The organism is Lysinibacillus sp. Bpr_S20, assembly GCF_023337835.1.
Taxonomy (GTDB): domain Bacteria; phylum Bacillota; class Bacilli; order Bacillales_A; family Planococcaceae; genus Lysinibacillus.
The window spans coordinates 123,600-141,107 of the sequence record NZ_JALNLQ010000009.1 but is presented as its reverse complement, the minus strand read 5'-3'; the positions used below and the strand labels follow the sequence as shown (position 1 = coordinate 141,107).

Here is a 17,508-nt window from a genome sequence, read left to right as displayed (position 1 = left end):
AGCAAAGCACCCAGTTGGAACAGAAATCAACGACCAGTTTTGCCGAAGATGCATACTTTAATTGATAGGACCTTATCTTTTCAACAATCAAAAACTCATGTGCAATTTTTATTTTTGCACATGAGTTTATTTTTAAAATATGGCTTGATTTAACTATTTTGCTCAAGACATTGATAAATGGACATCATATCTCGTTTGTTCAACTCACGAATACGATTGAATATTGGGATGTCTGCAACATCCGCCGTTCGTAAGCTTTCAGCCACAACATCGCTGACTTTACCAGTGAGCCAAGTTTGTACGTCTACACCATCGACAATTTCTTTACGACCTTCATCATTGATGCCACTTGCAAAGCAACTAACACATGGTACTGATAATTTATAGACGCCATCATGGAGGTTGTCTTCCGAAATCACTTTTTTTCCACCACAGAATGGACATTTATGACTTGCTTTGACTTTATTTATTTGTGTAACAATTTTTTTATAGCCAAATGCTTCATAGACGTATGTTAGTTTTTTGTATTTTCCATTCGTGAAATACTTATCAATAATAGTTTCTCTCGTTTCGGCTATATTGGTAAAATCACAAATCGTCACTAGGTTTGACCTGCTGATTACATCGATATTATTTTTAATGTTGTTCCAGAACGGTACAGCATTTTGTAGTACGATTTCATATCCAGAAAAGCTTGCTAGTTCTAATTCCAGCATTTTCAACGATACTTGTGTGTCTCTAGGAAGTAAGGAGACATCTTCCGTAAGAGTCATATCGCCACCTACTATTGATTTTAGTTTTTCAAGCTCTGGTAAATTTCCTACTGTTTTTATAACTTGATCGAGTGGTTGATGAATCAGCTCACGAATATCTGTGTCCCCAAAAGTTAACTTTTTCTTATGGTTTAGTACGGCTCCTTGACAGATTGGACAAGCAATCATTTCCTTTGAAGCTTTCATTTGCTCTTTAATCATTGATTTCGAAATAACCATATAGCGTGCAAGGATAAAATTAAAGCCTTCCCATTTTCTCGAAGACTTACTTGCTTTATCATAAAATGATTTTTCCCAATAACCATATAGGAACGTATGTCTTTCTTCTTCTGTCATCTCATTGTAACTTTTACTAATATCTTGACCAAGTTCATTTTTAATCTCATCAAAAAGGAATTGTAATTTCGGATATTGATAATATTTTAATACTTCCATGACGTCTGGATGCAATAAGCCATCCCAGAATGGCACTGTTTTGTCTTGAATGACTAAATCAATATCAAATGTTTCAATTTGCAGGCGACCAGAACAGCTTGGGCAATGATTTTCTTGACTAAAGAAATCAAAGCTTCTCGTATCTTTATTCGTCGGATGTGCAGCGACAATATGGTTGATCAAACCAGCCATTTCATAAAGAAAACTATATTGACTATACAAATGTCTTTCGAGATCAATGGCAACGACGGGTGCGATGGTTGCGGATTCGTATTCTCCATAAATTAAACGGGCCATCGATGATAAGCTTTTTAAAATACCACCTTTATAAATATTTTCGGCATTTTTAAAATAGCTAATATGATTGTCTTCTAAGTAATGAATGCCGTTTTTCGCATCTAGTGTAGAAGATATAGGCAACGCAGCATCATTATAATTTTTGTTAGGTTGACTGAAATAATCGTCATGGCTGACAACATCAAGATGGCGAACGGGTTCTTGCTGACGTTTTCCAAAATCTACGATAAAATCAGAGCTTTTTAGCATGTAGGCATTATGTTCAATCATCATAATAGAGACAGATTCATCTTGCAGAATATCCCTCACACTATCAATGAATTGGTTTAAAATATTTTGTGATAAACCTTTTGAAGGCTCATCAAAAATAAATAGCGTATGCGGGTTTCTTGCGTTTGAAAACAGCTCAGATACTAGATGAACACATTGAAATTCACCAGTCGACAGGGATTGTGTTTTTCTTTCCAACGTCAAATAACCAAGACCTAGCTTGATCAGTAAACTTAAGCGTTTATGAGCGATGTCTTCATTCGGAAGCTCCTCAATAATGTCCTCAATGGAACGTTGAAAAATATCGTCGATTTCGTCACTGTATTTCGTTATTTTCTTTTTAATGTTAAGGAATGTTGCAACAGTGGATCGGCTAGTAATCGATTGGTTTCTGTCTTGTCCTACCATAACCAATTTATCTTTAGGATATCGTTTTTGGAAATCCTTCGAGATACACTCATTGACAAGGGTCGATTTCCCACAGCCAGACTCACCTGTAACGCTTATAAGTCTATTTTTAGGAATCTGAATTTCAGCTAGTTCAATATTACGACAGTAAAGATCTTTAAATTGATAATATTCTGCAGGTATTGCTTGATTTCGTTCCGAGTATACTGGCTCTGGACGGGGTGATTCATCGACAATTTTCCCACCGTATTTTCCGCTTCCAGGGCCAAAAAACAGCTGCTCGTCGGCTGTATCTAGCACCGTATCGGAATGATCAATAAGCCAAATTTGATTTTTACAACCTAATTGTTTAATCTGTTCTAAAATTTTTAACAGCGTTTGGTGATCAAGGCCAACAGAAATTTCATCAATAATAATGACGGTATTTTCACTAGCTGCCATAAATTCTGCCAAGTACAGTCGTGTTAACTCCCCACCAGACAAGGTACCCATAATTCGATTTAACGTTAAGTAACCAATATTCATATTGATAATATTTTGAAGAATATGTTGTCTCTCTTCGCTTATATTTAATTCCTCTGAAAGGGAATAAATCTCTTCCATACTTAAATTGTTAATATCGGAAATACTGTGTGGTTGGTTCCATAATTCTAGCTTATATTGTTCAACCTCTGGACTATAACGCTTGCCACCACACTTTTTACATTCCACATTTTTGGTTGTCCCACGTCCTTTACATGTCGGACACCATCCTAATGCATTATTAAAGGAGAAAACCTCTGGCGATAGATCATACTTTTCTGCAAGCCGATCACGAACTTCTTTGAAAACGCCTGTATGGGTACCAACCGTTGAACGTGGATTTGCGGAAATTGATGATTTCCCTAGAAAAAGTACTAGAGGCATTTCCTTCATCTTGATGGCACTAAAATTCGTTTCCATAATATTAGAAAACAAATATTGATATTCAGCCTTTGGCAATAAAGAAACGAGACGCTTCTTGGACTCTTCTCCAATTGTTTGACAAAATGTAGTTTTACCAGATCCGGACAATCCAGCAATTCCTAAAGATTGATCTTCCGGCAAGTCGACATCTAAACGATTTATATTATTAGCAATTAATTGATTTATTTTCATCGGAAATCTCTCCATTCAAATCTAGTATTGTCATGTTAGCACAACTTCAACTATTTTTGTTATGTTTATGAAATGACAAATAAAATGACGCTTTCCATATTCCGAAAAGCGTCATAGTGTTAATTCTTTGTTACTTGCTAAAAAGGCTATTATTGAAAAGCTTACATAGCAAATGAAAAAATCATTTATTTTTATTGCTCGGCTAATACTTTTTCGAGCTGATTACCATTGTTAATCCAAGCGTATTTAGCTCCTTCGATTGCTCCTTGACGAGCTTTTGTTGCTTCACTGAATCCGCTTTGATCAAGATGTAAATGTGTAGTTCCATCTGAACCTTCTGTCAACGTCCATGTAATAGTAGTAGTTTCTCCGGCACTTGCCCAAGTGTAAGATAATGTATGAGGTTCTTCCACTTTGAGCACCTCGCAATTGACAATTCCATCCCACCATTCATTTGGCTCAGCTCGGAATTGGAATTTATGTCCTACGATTGGTTTAAAATCATTTTTCCAAATCCATTTTGCAAGCGTGTCTGAATCCGTTAATGCGTTCCAAACTTTCTCAATTGAACTTGTAAATTGATAATCTAAAGATACATCTGCTTTCATTTTTCTTCCTCCAATAAAATATTTAATATAGCCATTCTTTCTTTCCAGAATCCTTCGTAATACGATACCCAATCTTGAATTTCCTTCAATGGACCGGCATTCAACCGATACCTCGTTTCTCTACCAACCCTTCGAGCAATTACGAGACCAGCATCTTTAAGGATAGCCAAATGCTTAGAAACTGCTGTACGCCCCATTTGAAATTGAGACGTTAATTCGTGAAGAGGTAATTCTTCCGCATCTGCCAACAAGCGTATTAATTGACGTCTTGTTGGATCAGCAATAGCAGCATAAACATCACGCTCTTGAGTCTTGTCGCTCAAAATCCCCCTCCCCCTTATAAATTGGACACTAAATGGTGTCTCAATTATACGACACCATTTAGTGTCCAGTCAATTTTTATTTTGTGATAATGCTAAAAGTTTTATTCTCTTATCATGAATAAATGTAGATATAAAATAAGATTGATCAATTGTAATAAAGTCTGATGATTTGTAAAAAGGTTTGATACAATTGCATAGACAAGATGGATTATTACATTCTAACAATAAGACCATATTATGGAATATCATTAACAAGCTAAAATAGATTTTTATGTTAATATTAGTAATGTATTACAAAATAGCGCTAAATCTATGTGATAGTGGGTGAAATTAAGATGTTTAATTTGAAGAAAGCAATGACAATTCTGGCTTTCATTTTTACGATAGGCTCTTTTCCTTCGATTACAAGTGCTTGTTCGTGTGCATATTTACCAAGTGTAGAAGAAGAATTTGAACTTTCAAAAGCTATATTTAGTGGGAAAGTTGTTGATATAAAAGAAAAACAAAGTTTAAAAGGAGATACAACTAAATCAGTTCTTTTTGAGGTAACGAACACCTGGAAGGGTGTTGAACAATCACAAGTTATCATTACTACTGGTCAAGGTGGAGGAGATTGTGGATATAATTTTATAAAGGGAGAAGAATATTTGGTTTATGCTAACGAATCTATTATGTACGGGACAAAATCGCTTATATCTACCATATGTAATCGTACCTATGTGTTGAGTTCTTCACAGGAAGATTTGGAAATACTTGGAGAAGGTCAGCCCCCAATTGAAGAAGTTAATTTAATAGATAAACATATTAGAAATCAAATATATATTTGGGCTACAGTGGCAGTAGCCATTGGCATTGTTGTGTTTTTCATTTTAAATAAAAGAAAAAGGATGGATAAATCGTATCGTTAATCCTATGAAGGCTTATTCCTTTATCGTGCACGATTGTTTTAGAATTACTAGGTAGAAAATGATCAAACTTTATTTCAAACCAACAATAAAATACTTTTTCATTGGAATTTGTGCTGTGTTTTGATTCTCTAAGTACTTGAAGTATCAATAACAGTCTAAGCCTCATTGACACTTATCCCCATTTGATAGCTCGATTTTTTTGATTTTGACAAGCAGGAATTAGATTATTATTAGTAGTTGGATTGAATTGCATGTAGCTAAGTTCAATATTAATAACCCGAAAGCTTTCGCAAAGATAACTTCTCATCTATATGAAAGCGACGAAAATGCTGTAGCTCAAGTCTCAAAGTTTGGAGCAAATTTCAATAAAGTATTATCTAGTTTGCTTGCTAAATTTTCCGTATAAAATTACCGTATTACTGGTAATGCGAAAGAATACATCTTGCTCTAGTGATACTTTCTAAAAAGATTAGGGAAGGTTAAACTATTCCCTTTCCCTAATCATGCATGTGAGAGCAAATAATAATTTTTATAGAGAAAAGTCAAAAACACAGTCGGGTTGATGTTGTTAATTCGTACTAATCTGAATACAAATCGGTTGCAACACATCAACAATTCTTCGTTTGTTATTTCCTCAACAGCTGCCATACTAAGAGTCTCTAACATATATTATTGATAATCTTCATCATTATTATTTCCGTCCCATATTAAGCAAGATCGTCTATTTCTTGTTAACTTTCATTTAAAACGTAAGTAAATCATTATACATTGTTTGCTGTGTTTCCGTTAATTGACCATCAGAATACATGATAGCAAGACGCTTCAATGCTAAAAGTGCATTCTTCTTTAAAGTTGTATCTAGTTTACCAGTAATTTTAATTTGACCAAAGGCTGTTGCATAGGTAATCATGTCACTTTGAATCATATCCATTTCATGCTCTTTTGCCATATCACGTATAGCTTTTTCATCCAATGTGTCAATTGATATATAATGCATTCCCCATATATTCTCTATTAAATGCTTCGGGAAAGTAGCAAAGTCAATGATGCGCTTCTTTCTTATGACTTCTTCCAATTCATAAAGTGTATCAGACCCTTCATCACTACCAAAAGGTGCTTCTTCATCACCACAATCATAATAAAATTCTTCTGTGAAATGAGCGACAAAACGAGGATGTGACGTTTTGGGATGTGGACCAAATTCTCCATCAAAGTAAAGACAATTATCAAAATCAAATGTAGGATTTTCTTGATAACCTTTTTTTATTTTACTGGCAATTAACTTTTGGGCTTCTTTTTCACAAATTTCTTGTGACTCAAATTCTTTCATATCATACTTCCCAATCGTTCCATTTTTTCCGTAATGAACACATATTGTCATGCAAAAATAATCAATTGTCCAAAATTTATTTGATTTTTCGTCTTGATATGTAAAAGCTTTTTTCATCTAATTGTTCATCCATTCCTGTGTTGTCTTTATTTCAAACTTTCGTAATACTTTTTACACACTCTTTTGTTGTAGAAAGGCTGTTTTTAAATCTATTCACCAAATTGCGCATAATCATTAAAATCACACTTTATCAATTGATACTTTAAGAAATATTCCTCATATTGGTAAATTAATGCAATTTATAGATGCCATAGTCAAAGGCATTAAGTGATAAAGAAAGAGTCATCTCGTATTTCTTGTTGTCAATTAACTTATTATTCCCAAGTTTAAATGTTATTTTATGAATAGAAGAAGCATTGACCAAAAGTTGTATCTGCGGCGGGAACATATCGCTTTTCAACGTTATCATCCAAAGTAGTTTGAGTAGGTACGCACATCTTTTCCTAATAACGCCATCTCACATATTGCCTCAATATAGCTATTGTAAATATCTACTCCGATATGTTCGTCAAGTTATTTTTTAAGCTGTCGGAAAGCCACTATCACCGCGACTCGCTTCAATAATACCGCAGATAATAAACAAATGATGTTGCACTTCGGGATAGTTCGTTGAACAAGCTATCTGCATCAAATAAGGAACAGCCGCATAGGTAACTGTATAAATGGTTTTTGATGAAACAAATAGTCTTCAAAAAGCGCATCAACTGTTTCTTGGTCGTATGCTTGCTTCAATCGCTGAACGCTGGTACATTCTCTCCGGAGCCTTTTGATCCTGTCAGATTTCCCCATACTGCACTCGTCAATTCAAGCAAAAGGAACACTTCCCTCTACTTACCACTCACGCCAATCATCTGTTAACTCATAACGTCCAAGATTCTGACTTTTAGTAAGGTCATCAATATCAAGTCCATACTGAATCAGCACTTGGTCAAAATAGTCGCAAAGTTCCTCTCGTTCTCCAGTTTCAATTAATCCGCCTCCACCTACTTCATTAATCTCATTTAGGGCAAGTACCGCCGTTTCAATAGATTTCATAATTGCAGGATAGCTATCTGGGTGATTTGGCAGTTTCGCAATAGATGCTGCATACTGCTCTAGCACCATTTCCGTCTGATGAATAAAACTATCTGGAAACAATTCCGCGTAAATACAGTCATCTTTCTCAATCAATCCAGCAGTAAATTCTTCCTCTTCTTTTCTTTTAGCGTAGCGCCAGCGTGACGTTGGTCGAATATCTTGCATAATTCATTCCCCTTTATCTTGAGTTTCTAATTTGTAAAAATCCCCTCTTTAAAAGCCTTTATAATATAGAATATTGGGTAGCATCGTAACAGATGTTTTAAACATAACTCACTACCATTCACGTTCTCTTAATGCGTCTTCAATATCCATTAATCCAATATCGCCCTAGAAAATAAATCATGTATCTTTTCATCATTTTCACACGCTTGTTTAAATCCAACAGCGAATCGCAACAATGCGTCCTTTTCATTGGCATTTGCACAAAACATATCTGCTTCTGGGTCGAAACGCACAATGCCTTCTAGCTCTGGAAACCTCTCTTGCAAATACACATCCGCAAGCGAGCACCAATCGTAGCCGTTTCCTTGGAAACCTTCGTCTGCCCGTGTTTCAAACAACTCCTGTTTATAAATACCTACTTCTAACAGTAACGAAATATTTCCATTATCATGTTCTAGCCAACTAAAAGGTTTTAGTTCTTCTTTCACCATTTTAGCTTGTAAACTATATATCTTATCCGCTGTAAAGCTTAATATCCCTCCTTGACTTACAATTTCCCCCTGCTCTATGCGTTCATTTAACCAACTTGAAACAAAGTCTGGGGCATATCCTCCTGTACTGAAACCTTGTGCAAGTGCAATGATATTCTTGTAATCTGCTAAATATTGAGCTCGCGTCACCTTCGAATTAGCACCAGTGTACAACCAAAATTGTATATCATACATCAGCATGGATATCTCGTCTGCATGTAAAGCAAAATAGCCTTTGTCCTCTACAATTTGCGTACAAATACCTCGAATAACTGCTTCTATCCGATTTCCCTCTCCAACTTTCTCACATAACGACTGTAACAAAGGAGAGAATGGTACATGTTTCACCATATCCAAATCGTCAAGTTTATCTTGTTCAGATGTATCGAATACTTCTTCATTCACCAAACCAACAATAAAAGTCGCAAAGTTCGGCGCAAGGAAAGTAATATAGTAACCTGCCTCTTGGTCTACATGTACAACAGCAGGTTCACCATCTGCACCACATGCACGATAATCAAGCATAATGACATCATGACCTGCTGACGGGCAATCGGCTATGACAACGCCAATATTTGGGTAGCCCCATTCTTCCAACATAAAACTGCTTCCCAAACTGCCACACAAGCTGTAAGTCTTTTCGCGACCAACGCCCATAATCCCCGTAATCGCCACATGATCTTCTGCCCATGAAGTCGGCATAGCCGTTGGAAAACAAGTGTTTACTGGTATTCCGCCGTTCTGTTGTTGCATAAACCAAATATAATCTGCTGGCAATTTATAACCAAGTTCCTCTTCTATAGAAGCAATCATTTCAGTAGTGGGGAATACTTCTACATAATTTTTATCCGCATAATCACTTTTTTCCCAAAATTGACTGAAATCACGTTCATGAAAAGAGACAAGTTTGATATCATCTAGTGCTTCTATTGACTTTTTCATAATATTCCGACAGGATACTATATACTCTTCAGTTTTAGTATCAAACTGTAATACGTTCGCTTTTTCAAATGCAGCCAGTGCTTCTTGCCATTCTTGGATATGGAAATAAGCATAGCCAACACGCCAATGCCAATCCGCTTCTTGTTCCCCCTGTTTTTTAACTGTACATAACTGGGATAACGCTTCATGATAACGCCCCAAATTATTAAGAGCACGACCATAATGACCTACTATTTCGTAATCTCGCTCTGACTTAGACAATTGTTCAATCGCGTCTACAATTTTGTCATGTTGACTTTCCTCATACCATTTTTCTAACATATTCAATAATTTTTTTTGCATAATCCCACTCCCTCTCAATCACCTTGTAAATCAGCTAAACAAGTATCTTGTTATCTCTTTTGATGTTTTGCTAACAAATAGTGCCTTCTTCATGAATCACAAAATCAATTAACTCTTTTCCTTCCTTTAAAGAACATCCTGATAAGTCAATCAATTCTTTCATAAAAGGCAGATAAAAACGTTTTACAAATTTTTTCTATATTTTCATAAGCTATTGTTGTGTTGCCGATCGGATAAAATATACTTTCACTTCCGTAGATATTAAAAAAATTACAATATACTCCAAACCAAACAATAAACATACGTTCTTATTCGATCTAAAGCTCCAAAGTGTATCGTTAGCTGTAAGTGAGTTTCAATGTCATAACTAGTTGATATTGAGTATTCGTAGTATCTGTCATTTCAAATACATATGATTTTGATAATAAGAACCTTATAGTTTCATCGATTTTGCCCATTAAACTACCAGTACAGTGGTTGCTGGGCATCCCAGAAGATCCAGCGATACGATTCACATATTGAACTTGTGCTAATCTCATACGGACTTGGCTCTGTACTAGTCAAATCAAGTACATGTAGTGTTCCATTGTATGTACCTACAAGTAATATTGTCTCGTCATCGTTTAATGCCATACCACTGATTGTCCCAGATACGAAGTAACGCCAAAGTTCATTCCCCTCCAAATCAATCATTCGTAAATAACCATATGCATCACCCATGATGTTGCCCCCTTGCACTGCAACACCGGCATATACACGCATATTATCATCTATTGAAAGGGGTTCTTCATTATTGTCCGGTTCAAGATCATGGAGTGAAATACCTAGCGTACTTCCATTGTAAAAATGACATGCATTGAACCAAACATGCTCTTCATTGGCACTGAACAAGCTGTAATGAGGATAACTCGACATCGGTTCAAACGAATGCTTAACATAATTTTCTAAATCTATCAACAAGTGCTCGCTGTCTTGACTTCCATAAGCCAGCCATCTGCCGCTTCGCGAAACAGCTCCATGTGGCATCGCTAAACTTGCTGTCAATTCATCATCTTGCCTTGCCCACTCTCGTATATTTTGAACTGTCGGGTACAATAAGATGGCATCTGTATTCTCAATCAAATAGATACCGTCATGCGACACCACCAACAACTTCGTGCCATCAGCGAATGGAATGACATCTGCGTTTCGATAGTTTTCTGGCTGAAAGGTCTCAACATCGGGGTATTTTTCGCGCAATTGGTCGATGATTGTCGCCCATTTGTATGTAGCCAGTAGCGTGCCATTCAACTCTCGATCAGGTTCTCGTACGATACGAACTCCTTGCTCATCCATCAAGGCAATGTCGCGCCCATCTGCAGAACAACTTGCCGCTTGTACATGCTTAATACGCTTTGCTTCCTGTTTATCCATCACATAGACAGTGCGTGATAAATCTTCATTTTGCGCTGCAACAAGTAATGCACCATCACGTAGAAACCCAATTGGATAAACAGCTCGCATCAGTTGGCTGTGCGTTTCCTGAAATGGCCATGAAGCAGCTGGAAACTGTTCACGGAGAGTTTCCAGTTCCTTTGTTCTATTCGCCTGTTTAATAATCTTATACACTTGTGAAGCAAATTGTCCACGTGAATCTTCAGACGGCTCCTCTCCTGGTGCCTCCCAGTTGCTTTCTATTCCTTTGCGCACGTAGGCATTAATTTCACTTGCATAACGTAACCCCTCATCTCGCCATTTCTGGGATAATTGTAAAGTATCATTTGTCATTGTTGTAGTCTCCTTGCTAATTATTTGACCTTATCATGTTTTACGGTTTCCTCATTATTCTGAAAGCATCTTAACCAAAGCTATCAATCCAGCAAATAACCATCACTTTAAAACCAGAGTTAGTTGCCCCAATGCTAAGGAGCAAAAGCTTTGAATGTGGAATATTTTCATATAGAAGATGCCCTTTGCCTGTCCGTTCCAGTATTTATTCACCACTGGGATACTTCCCGTAACGAAATTAAAACGAAAATCGATTTTTCTCGAATTATATTGGAAGCTGCAATGTCATAAAACAATCTCCTAGATTCAAGTTACATCCATTATAGAACAAACATTCCCTTTTAAGCTAGTCTAAAAATATAAAAGGAGATGTCTGAAAAACTCTTTTGAGACATCTCCTTCGCGACGAGGATAGTGACAATTTGCTGTTGATGCTTTGCTTTCGTGTAAATAGCACAACAGCTGTCACAGATAATCTGTATAGGGATTGGCGATATGGAAATTACAAAAGCTTAATACTAGCGAATGAAAGCGAAATTTGACAACTTAATATGCTTGGGCAAACCAAACTGTATGCTTTGCCTCATTTCCGCAGCAAATACAAGTAGATTTCGTAGTTGGTGGATTAAACGGAATGTTACGGGAAGTATATTTTGTCTCTTCTTTCACTTTTTCCTCGCATGCATCATCTCCGCACCAGCCAGCAAGAATCCAGCCCGGAATCGATCCATTTTCCTTGGATGTGTTAATATGCTGCTGTAAATCCTTCAATGTATCGATAGTTGTATGGGCGTTTTCTTCACGGAATTTACGTGCTTTTTCAAATAAACGACTTTGCATTGTTGTTAGTTCTACCTCAATTGCTGAAACAATGTCATTTAGGTCAATGGATTGCTTATCCTCTTCATCTCGAGCTTTTAACAATGCTTGGTTTTTCTCTAAGTCACGTGGTCCTAATTCAATCCGAACTGGTACCCCTTTTAATTCCCACTCATTAAATTTGAAGCCTGGTGATTGATCGGAATCATCAAGACGTACTCGAACTCCCTTCTTCTTAAGAGCTGCGAAGATGTCATCTAGTTTCTCCATAATTAGAGGGTTCTTTTTCCATGGACCAACTGGTATTAAGACAACCTGGGTTGGTGCAATTCGCGGTGGTAAAATAAGCCCCTGTTCATCACCATGAACCATAATAACAGAACCAATTAAACGAGTAGAAGTCCCCCAGGATGTTGTGTGTACATATTCATGCTGGTTGGCTTTATTTAAATATTTAATATCAAAGGCTTCAGCAAACTTTGTCCCTAGATAGTGAGAGGTACCAGCTTGCACGGCTTTTCCGTTTTTCATCATTGCTTCAATTGAAAATGTATCAACTGCACCTGCAAAACGTTCTGAGGGTGTTTTTTGTCCATCGTAGACAGGAATGGCAAGTAAGCCCTCTACTACTTCTTTATAAATATTTAACATTTGCATAGTTTCTTTACGTGCATCTTCTTCATCAATATGTGCAGTATGGCCCTCCTGCCACAAAAATTCAGATGTTCGAATGAACGGAAGTGTTTTCTTTTCCCAGCGGAAAACATTTGCCCATTGATTGATTAAGACGGGTAAATCACGATAACTATTGATCCAATTCGAATATAAATGACCAATCATTGTTTCAGAGGTTGGACGAAGGGCTAAACGTTCTTCTAATTTTTCGCCTGCTGCCTCCGTTACCCAAGGAAGCTCAGGTGAGAAACCTTCGATATGGTCTTTTTCTTTTTGGAAGAACGATTCAGGAATTAGCATAGGAAAATAAGCGTTGCGGTGACCTGTTTCTTTAAAACGACGATCCATCTCTTCCTGAATATGTTCCCAAATTTCATAGCCATCTGGTTTAAATGCGATACAGCCACGAACGGGTGTATAATCCATTAAATCTGCCTTTTGTATTGTTTCAATGTACCATTTTGAAAAATCGTTTTGTTGTGTTGTCATGTTTTCTCCTCCGTTTCTGCAAGTTGAATAAAATAAAAAGCACAAAGCTGTCCTCCAAATAAGGACGTCTTTGTGCCGGATAAACGTGGTACCACCTTGAATTTAGTTTTAAGAACATCTTAAAACCCTCTAAACGTTTTGTAACGAAACACGACTCGGTTATGTTTGCATAACATCTCCGTGGTAGGTTTCAGATAAGAAGCGGTGATATAGCTCTCAGCAATTGCTATATTCTCTGTTTCACATTTCTTACTTACTTGGCCACATCATCAATTTATATTTTATATAACTTTAGCAAAGCCGTTACCTAATTTCAATTATTTTTTGGGAAATATCAGAAAATTATCTTTATCCTGTATGAAACGAATTACTTCAAATTAAGGGTTCACTTCAATTTATATAAGATTTTTCACCAATTGCTTCTAGAACTACTCTCGTTTAATTGCAGTTATAGCCAAAAGGGATGGTTTGTAGTTTTCGTTTATAGTTGTTTTCAATTTCAATCGCTTCTAATGCTGTTATATCTTTTGGTAGCACTTTTAAAATTGTATATTGGAACTGTAAATTTGCTGTTGTGTTTTGCGCCAGTAACTGCTTAAACGCTTCATTGCCTCCATGGATGGTTGTAGCATAATCTGACCAACGCCCAAGTAAACCGCTTTTATTGTACGAGGATCCGATATATATTTTACCGTTAGAACGGTCTGTAATTGCGTAAATGGCATTGATTGCGCTTAAAGCAATGTGCCAATCTGCATATGCTTGAGAATTATCGATGATTTCTTTTAATTTCTGAAATGTTAAGAGGACGTTTTCGTAACCAGGAAAGACAAATTGACTCGTATTAACTAGTTGTGTAATGATTTTATCGTTTGTGGATTTTTGATACCATCTTACAGCTGCTTTGCCCCATTCAATATATAATTTATTTTCATATGTACGTAAAGGATCATTTGGAATATCGAATAGGGGATGCATGATTTGCCCTTTATAAGGCTCTAGTAAATAAGGCGAACAATTTGAGGAAATATTTGGTTTCTCACCATGTCTAACCTCATACGATGTTAAATATTTCGATGTCGTCCCTTCATCAGCGGAAAAAACAATGACGTGATCATAGTTATCGAAAAAATGAGGCGATTGGTTTTGCGTATATTCACGTAAAAATCCATCGCGGTACGCATAGATAAAACGCTCATTTTTTAGCGAATGTCGAATAAGTAATGTTTTATCCAAATTATAATGGCAACGCTTTAACAAATCAGATAAATAGAAATGGACCATTTTATAATCTCCTTAAATAAATTTACTGACTTCCTTTGCTAACTCGCGCTAAAGGATTATCACCGTTTAAACAAAATAAATCTGAATAATCTACTAATTAACAGGATACCAATGTTCAGGTGTTTTATCGAGCTTTTCGGTTCTCTTCTTTCTGGATTGAGTAGTTCAAACTCACTGACATAGCCATAACCATAAATGCTTAGAGGATCTTGTCCAACACTAAAGACAAGATCCTCTATATGAATTACATGGTACGATTTACGATCAGTTTAGTAAAGTCTTCTACCGATAATGGCTTACTGAAATAAAAGCCCTGAACGTACTCGCAGCCATGTTCACGTAACACGTTTAATTCTGCTTCTTCCTCGACGCCTTCAGCTACTACTTGGAGATTTAAGGCATGCGCGAGAGAAATCATAGCAGAAATCATGGCAATACCTGACTTTTCAGGCACAATATCACGGACGAATGCACGATCTATTTTTAAAACATCCACCGGGAATGTTTTCAAGTAATTTAGGGACGAATAACCCGTGCCAAAATCATCTAATGAAATCGTAATACCAAGCGCCCTTAATTGCTTAATTGTATTAATTAAGTCTTCTGTATAATCCAACATACTCATCTCGGTAATTTCAAATTCTAAGAAGTGCGGATCTATGTTTGTTTCTTTAATCACTTCATGGACCATTTCGACAAAGCCAGTTGTACTAATATGAATCGGAGAAATATTCACGGCAACACGTAAGTTTAAATTATGTAAATCGTTCCAAGTGCGTGCCTGTGCAGATGCTTTTCTTATCACCCATACCCCTATATCATTAATAAGACCACATTGCTCAGCAAACGGAATAAAGTGATCCGGTGGCATATAACCGAGTTCAGGATCATGCCAGCGAAGTAAAGCCTCCATGCCAATGATTGAATTCGTTTTTAAATCAATCTTTGGTTGATAATGTAATTCTAAAATATCATTTTTTAACGCTTGATGTAATTTTGTTTCAAGCAAAAGCCACTTATCATTGATTTCCTCCATATTTGAACGATATAAGCGATATTGGTTGCCACGGGAGGATTTCGCAGCATACATGGCGATATCTGCATTTTTCAATAACTCCTCAACAGAGTTTGCATGATCTGGGAAAATACTAATCCCAATACTAATACTTGCGTAAAATTCATACGTTTCAACGATAAAACTCTTATTAAAGACGCTAATTATTTCACCAGCCTTGTCCTCAATTCGGTCCACATCGTTCAGTATAAGAACAAATTCATCACTGTTGTGGCGGTAAATCGAATTGGATGTATAATCAACGTTACGTAAACGATTCGCCATTTCCACTAAGAACATATCCCCGATGATATGACCAAGTCCGTCGTTAATGTTTTTAAAACGATTTACATCAATGAAAAATAACGCAAACTTCTCACCTGTACGTCGAGATTGATGAAATTCATTTTCTAAACGTTGTTCTAACTTACGACGGTTTGGTAGCCCCGTTAATTCATCGTGATAAGCAATATGAGTAATCTTTTTTATATCCTTTTGTGCGGTAATATCGACCCTTATCGCAATATATTGATACGGTTTACTACTGTCATCAAGAAAAGGGAAAATTGTAGTCTTCACCCAGTAAAGACCGCCATCCTTCGCGCGATTACATATTTCGCCACTCCACATTTCACCTTTACCTATCGTTTTCCACATCTCTCTAAAGAAAGTTCTTGGATGAAAACCTGAATTAAGCAAACGGTGATCTTGCCCTAATAATTCTTCACGAGTATATTTAGATATTTTACAAAAATGATCATTAACAAATGTAATTTTCCCAGTTCGGTCTGTAATGGCTACAATGATTGAACTGTTCATTGCAGAAAAAATATCCTGTAATTCTTTTAGACTATAGTTAACTTGATTGATACTACTAGGCGTGATATTCATCATTTTCATTCTCCGTTCATTAGAAGGATGCGGTACTTTTGCTTTATATTAAAGCGGGGGTATAAAGTTATGGGATATCGCCCTTTATTATGTAATTATATTATAGTATTAGAAAAGCAGTTAATTCAACCCAAATATCAAAACGTTCAAAGCTATATTTGATGATTATTTATAGCACAGACTCATAAAACAAGGTCTTTTACCTTACTTAAAACGATTTTTGGTGTTTACTTTAATTACTTTAGTCTTTTTATATATTATGTTTATTCTATACATCTTCCTAGTGTATGAAATTTCTTTGAGTTTAAGATGCTTGCATTTATATAGATACCAAAAATACCTTACTGTCCTAACTAGGCAGTAAGGTATTTTATAAGCTAAGAGACTTCATATTCTATAGGACCTCCCAATGTTTTGGCGCGTTCATTGTAGGCATTTAGTTGCTCCTGAGATAAGTTTAAAATATAGTAGTGAAAATTTATAGGCTCTAATCCATGTTTCTCACATACTTGTCGATAAAAATCATAGCCTTCTCGATAATCTGTCATCTTCATAACTTCCTTTCGTTTTTTGTTATATAACAGACTTGTTATTTTTTAATAATATATAACAGTTTAATTGTTATGTCAATAAATTATCTGATTTTTCTTTCAAATAAACGAAAACCCAGTCCATATTCCTTAGTATGGCTGGGCTTTTCATAAAATATTCACGTCGGCGTCCGTAATAACCACATCCTTTAATGACAAACCTTTTAAATTCCTAATTGTTTGGCTTGCATATTATAAGCTGAAAGTTGTTGCTGTGATAACTGTAACAGATAATAGCGGAAAGAAATCGGCTCTAAACCATAGCGTTCACACATCTCACAATAAAACTCATAACCGTCACGATACTTTGTCATTAGAATTCCTCCTAGAACTA

The 17,508-nt window shown here is 36.2% G+C and carries 13 protein-coding genes and 1 other annotated feature; of the genes, 1 reads left to right on the top strand and 12 read right to left on the bottom strand.

What is annotated here, in order from left to right:
- Positions 1 to 149 precede the first annotated feature (149 nt).
- From MWJ95_RS19365 to MWJ95_RS19355, 3 genes are all read right to left on the bottom strand, one after another.
- Positions 150 to 3,320, bottom strand: a complete 3,171-nt coding sequence (locus MWJ95_RS19365) for an ATP-binding cassette domain-containing protein (RefSeq protein WP_249106997.1) — start codon at positions 3,318 to 3,320, stop codon at positions 150 to 152.
- Between the two features lie 191 nt (positions 3,321 to 3,511).
- On the bottom strand, positions 3,512 to 3,928 hold the full coding sequence (locus MWJ95_RS19360) for an SRPBCC family protein (protein ID WP_249075948.1): 417 nt from the start codon (positions 3,926 to 3,928) through the stop codon (positions 3,512 to 3,514).
- A complete protein-coding gene (locus MWJ95_RS19355; protein ID WP_249075947.1) occupies positions 3,925 to 4,251 on the bottom strand; it encodes an ArsR/SmtB family transcription factor in 327 nt (108 codons plus the stop codon). Before MWJ95_RS19355 ends, MWJ95_RS19360 begins: the two co-directional genes overlap by 4 nt.
- Positions 4,252 to 4,586: 335 nt before the next feature.
- Here MWJ95_RS19355 and MWJ95_RS19350 point away from each other — a divergent pair, with 335 nt between their 5' ends.
- Positions 4,587 to 5,159, top strand: a complete 573-nt coding sequence (locus MWJ95_RS19350; protein WP_249106996.1) for a hypothetical protein — start codon at positions 4,587 to 4,589, stop codon at positions 5,157 to 5,159.
- Positions 5,160 to 5,901: 742 nt separating this feature from the next.
- Here MWJ95_RS19350 and MWJ95_RS24740 read toward each other — a convergent pair.
- The 9 genes from MWJ95_RS24740 to MWJ95_RS19305 form a co-directional block, all read right to left on the bottom strand.
- Positions 5,902 to 6,606 (bottom strand): WGR domain-containing protein, encoded by a 705-nt coding sequence (locus tag MWJ95_RS24740; protein WP_283175782.1) that lies wholly within the window; start codon positions 6,604 to 6,606, stop codon positions 5,902 to 5,904.
- Positions 6,607 to 7,380: 774 nt separating this feature from the next.
- Positions 7,381 to 7,791 (bottom strand): hypothetical protein, encoded by a 411-nt coding sequence (locus tag MWJ95_RS19340; RefSeq protein WP_249106995.1) that lies wholly within the window; start codon positions 7,789 to 7,791, stop codon positions 7,381 to 7,383.
- Between the two features lie 149 nt (positions 7,792 to 7,940).
- On the bottom strand, positions 7,941 to 9,605 hold the full coding sequence (locus MWJ95_RS19335) for an Imm51 family immunity protein (protein ID WP_249106994.1): 1,665 nt from the start codon (positions 9,603 to 9,605) through the stop codon (positions 7,941 to 7,943).
- A 462-nt stretch (positions 9,606 to 10,067) separates the two neighbouring features.
- The gene (locus MWJ95_RS19330; protein ID WP_249106993.1) at positions 10,068 to 11,372 is read right to left on the bottom strand and encodes a WD40 repeat domain-containing protein; all 1,305 of its coding nucleotides are present in this window, start codon (positions 11,370 to 11,372) and stop codon (positions 10,068 to 10,070) included.
- 546 nt (positions 11,373 to 11,918) lie between these two features.
- The gene (proS, locus tag MWJ95_RS19325) at positions 11,919 to 13,355 is read right to left on the bottom strand and encodes a proline--tRNA ligase (protein ID WP_249106992.1); all 1,437 of its coding nucleotides are present in this window, start codon (positions 13,353 to 13,355) and stop codon (positions 11,919 to 11,921) included.
- A gap of 57 nt (positions 13,356 to 13,412) precedes the next feature.
- Positions 13,413 to 13,634, bottom strand: a binding site (T-box leader).
- 159 nt (positions 13,635 to 13,793) lie between these two features.
- The gene (locus MWJ95_RS19320; protein ID WP_249075941.1) at positions 13,794 to 14,639 is read right to left on the bottom strand and encodes a GIY-YIG nuclease family protein; all 846 of its coding nucleotides are present in this window, start codon (positions 14,637 to 14,639) and stop codon (positions 13,794 to 13,796) included.
- 244 nt (positions 14,640 to 14,883) lie between these two features.
- Positions 14,884 to 16,587, bottom strand: a complete 1,704-nt coding sequence (locus tag MWJ95_RS19315; protein WP_249106991.1) for a putative bifunctional diguanylate cyclase/phosphodiesterase — start codon at positions 16,585 to 16,587, stop codon at positions 14,884 to 14,886.
- 374 nt (positions 16,588 to 16,961) lie between these two features.
- A complete protein-coding gene (locus MWJ95_RS19310) occupies positions 16,962 to 17,132 on the bottom strand; it encodes a transcriptional regulator (RefSeq protein WP_249075939.1) in 171 nt (56 codons plus the stop codon).
- A 206-nt stretch (positions 17,133 to 17,338) separates the two neighbouring features.
- Positions 17,339 to 17,488 (bottom strand): transcriptional regulator, encoded by a 150-nt coding sequence (locus tag MWJ95_RS19305; protein ID WP_249075938.1) that lies wholly within the window; start codon positions 17,486 to 17,488, stop codon positions 17,339 to 17,341.
- Positions 17,489 to 17,508: the final 20 nt, after the last annotated feature.

Excerpts from the sequence above, each read along its gene's own strand:
- MWJ95_RS19330 (WP_249106993.1), bottom strand. The coding sequence starts at position 11,372 with ATGACAAATGATACTTTACAATTATCCCAGAAATGGCGAGATGAGGGG.
- proS (WP_249106992.1), bottom strand. The coding sequence starts at position 13,355 with ATGACAACACAACAAAACGATTTTTCAAAATGGTACATTGAAACAATA.
- MWJ95_RS19365 (WP_249106997.1), bottom strand. The coding sequence starts at position 3,320 with ATGAAAATAAATCAATTAATTGCTAATAATATAAATCGTTTAGATGTC.
- MWJ95_RS19350 (WP_249106996.1), top strand. The coding sequence starts at position 4,587 with ATGTTTAATTTGAAGAAAGCAATGACAATTCTGGCTTTCATTTTTACG.
- MWJ95_RS24740 (WP_283175782.1), bottom strand. The coding sequence starts at position 6,606 with ATGAAAAAAGCTTTTACATATCAAGACGAAAAATCAAATAAATTTTGG.
- MWJ95_RS19310 (WP_249075939.1), bottom strand. The coding sequence starts at position 17,132 with ATGACAGATTATCGAGAAGGCTATGATTTTTATCGACAAGTATGTGAG.
- MWJ95_RS19360 (WP_249075948.1), bottom strand. The coding sequence starts at position 3,928 with ATGAAAGCAGATGTATCTTTAGATTATCAATTTACAAGTTCAATTGAG.
- MWJ95_RS19315 (WP_249106991.1), bottom strand. The coding sequence starts at position 16,587 with ATGATGAATATCACGCCTAGTAGTATCAATCAAGTTAACTATAGTCTA.
- MWJ95_RS19305 (WP_249075938.1), bottom strand. The coding sequence starts at position 17,488 with ATGACAAAGTATCGTGACGGTTATGAGTTTTATTGTGAGATGTGTGAA.
- MWJ95_RS19340 (WP_249106995.1), bottom strand. The coding sequence starts at position 7,791 with ATGCAAGATATTCGACCAACGTCACGCTGGCGCTACGCTAAAAGAAAA.
- MWJ95_RS19320 (WP_249075941.1), bottom strand. The coding sequence starts at position 14,639 with ATGGTCCATTTCTATTTATCTGATTTGTTAAAGCGTTGCCATTATAAT.
- MWJ95_RS19335 (WP_249106994.1), bottom strand. The coding sequence starts at position 9,605 with ATGCAAAAAAAATTATTGAATATGTTAGAAAAATGGTATGAGGAAAGT.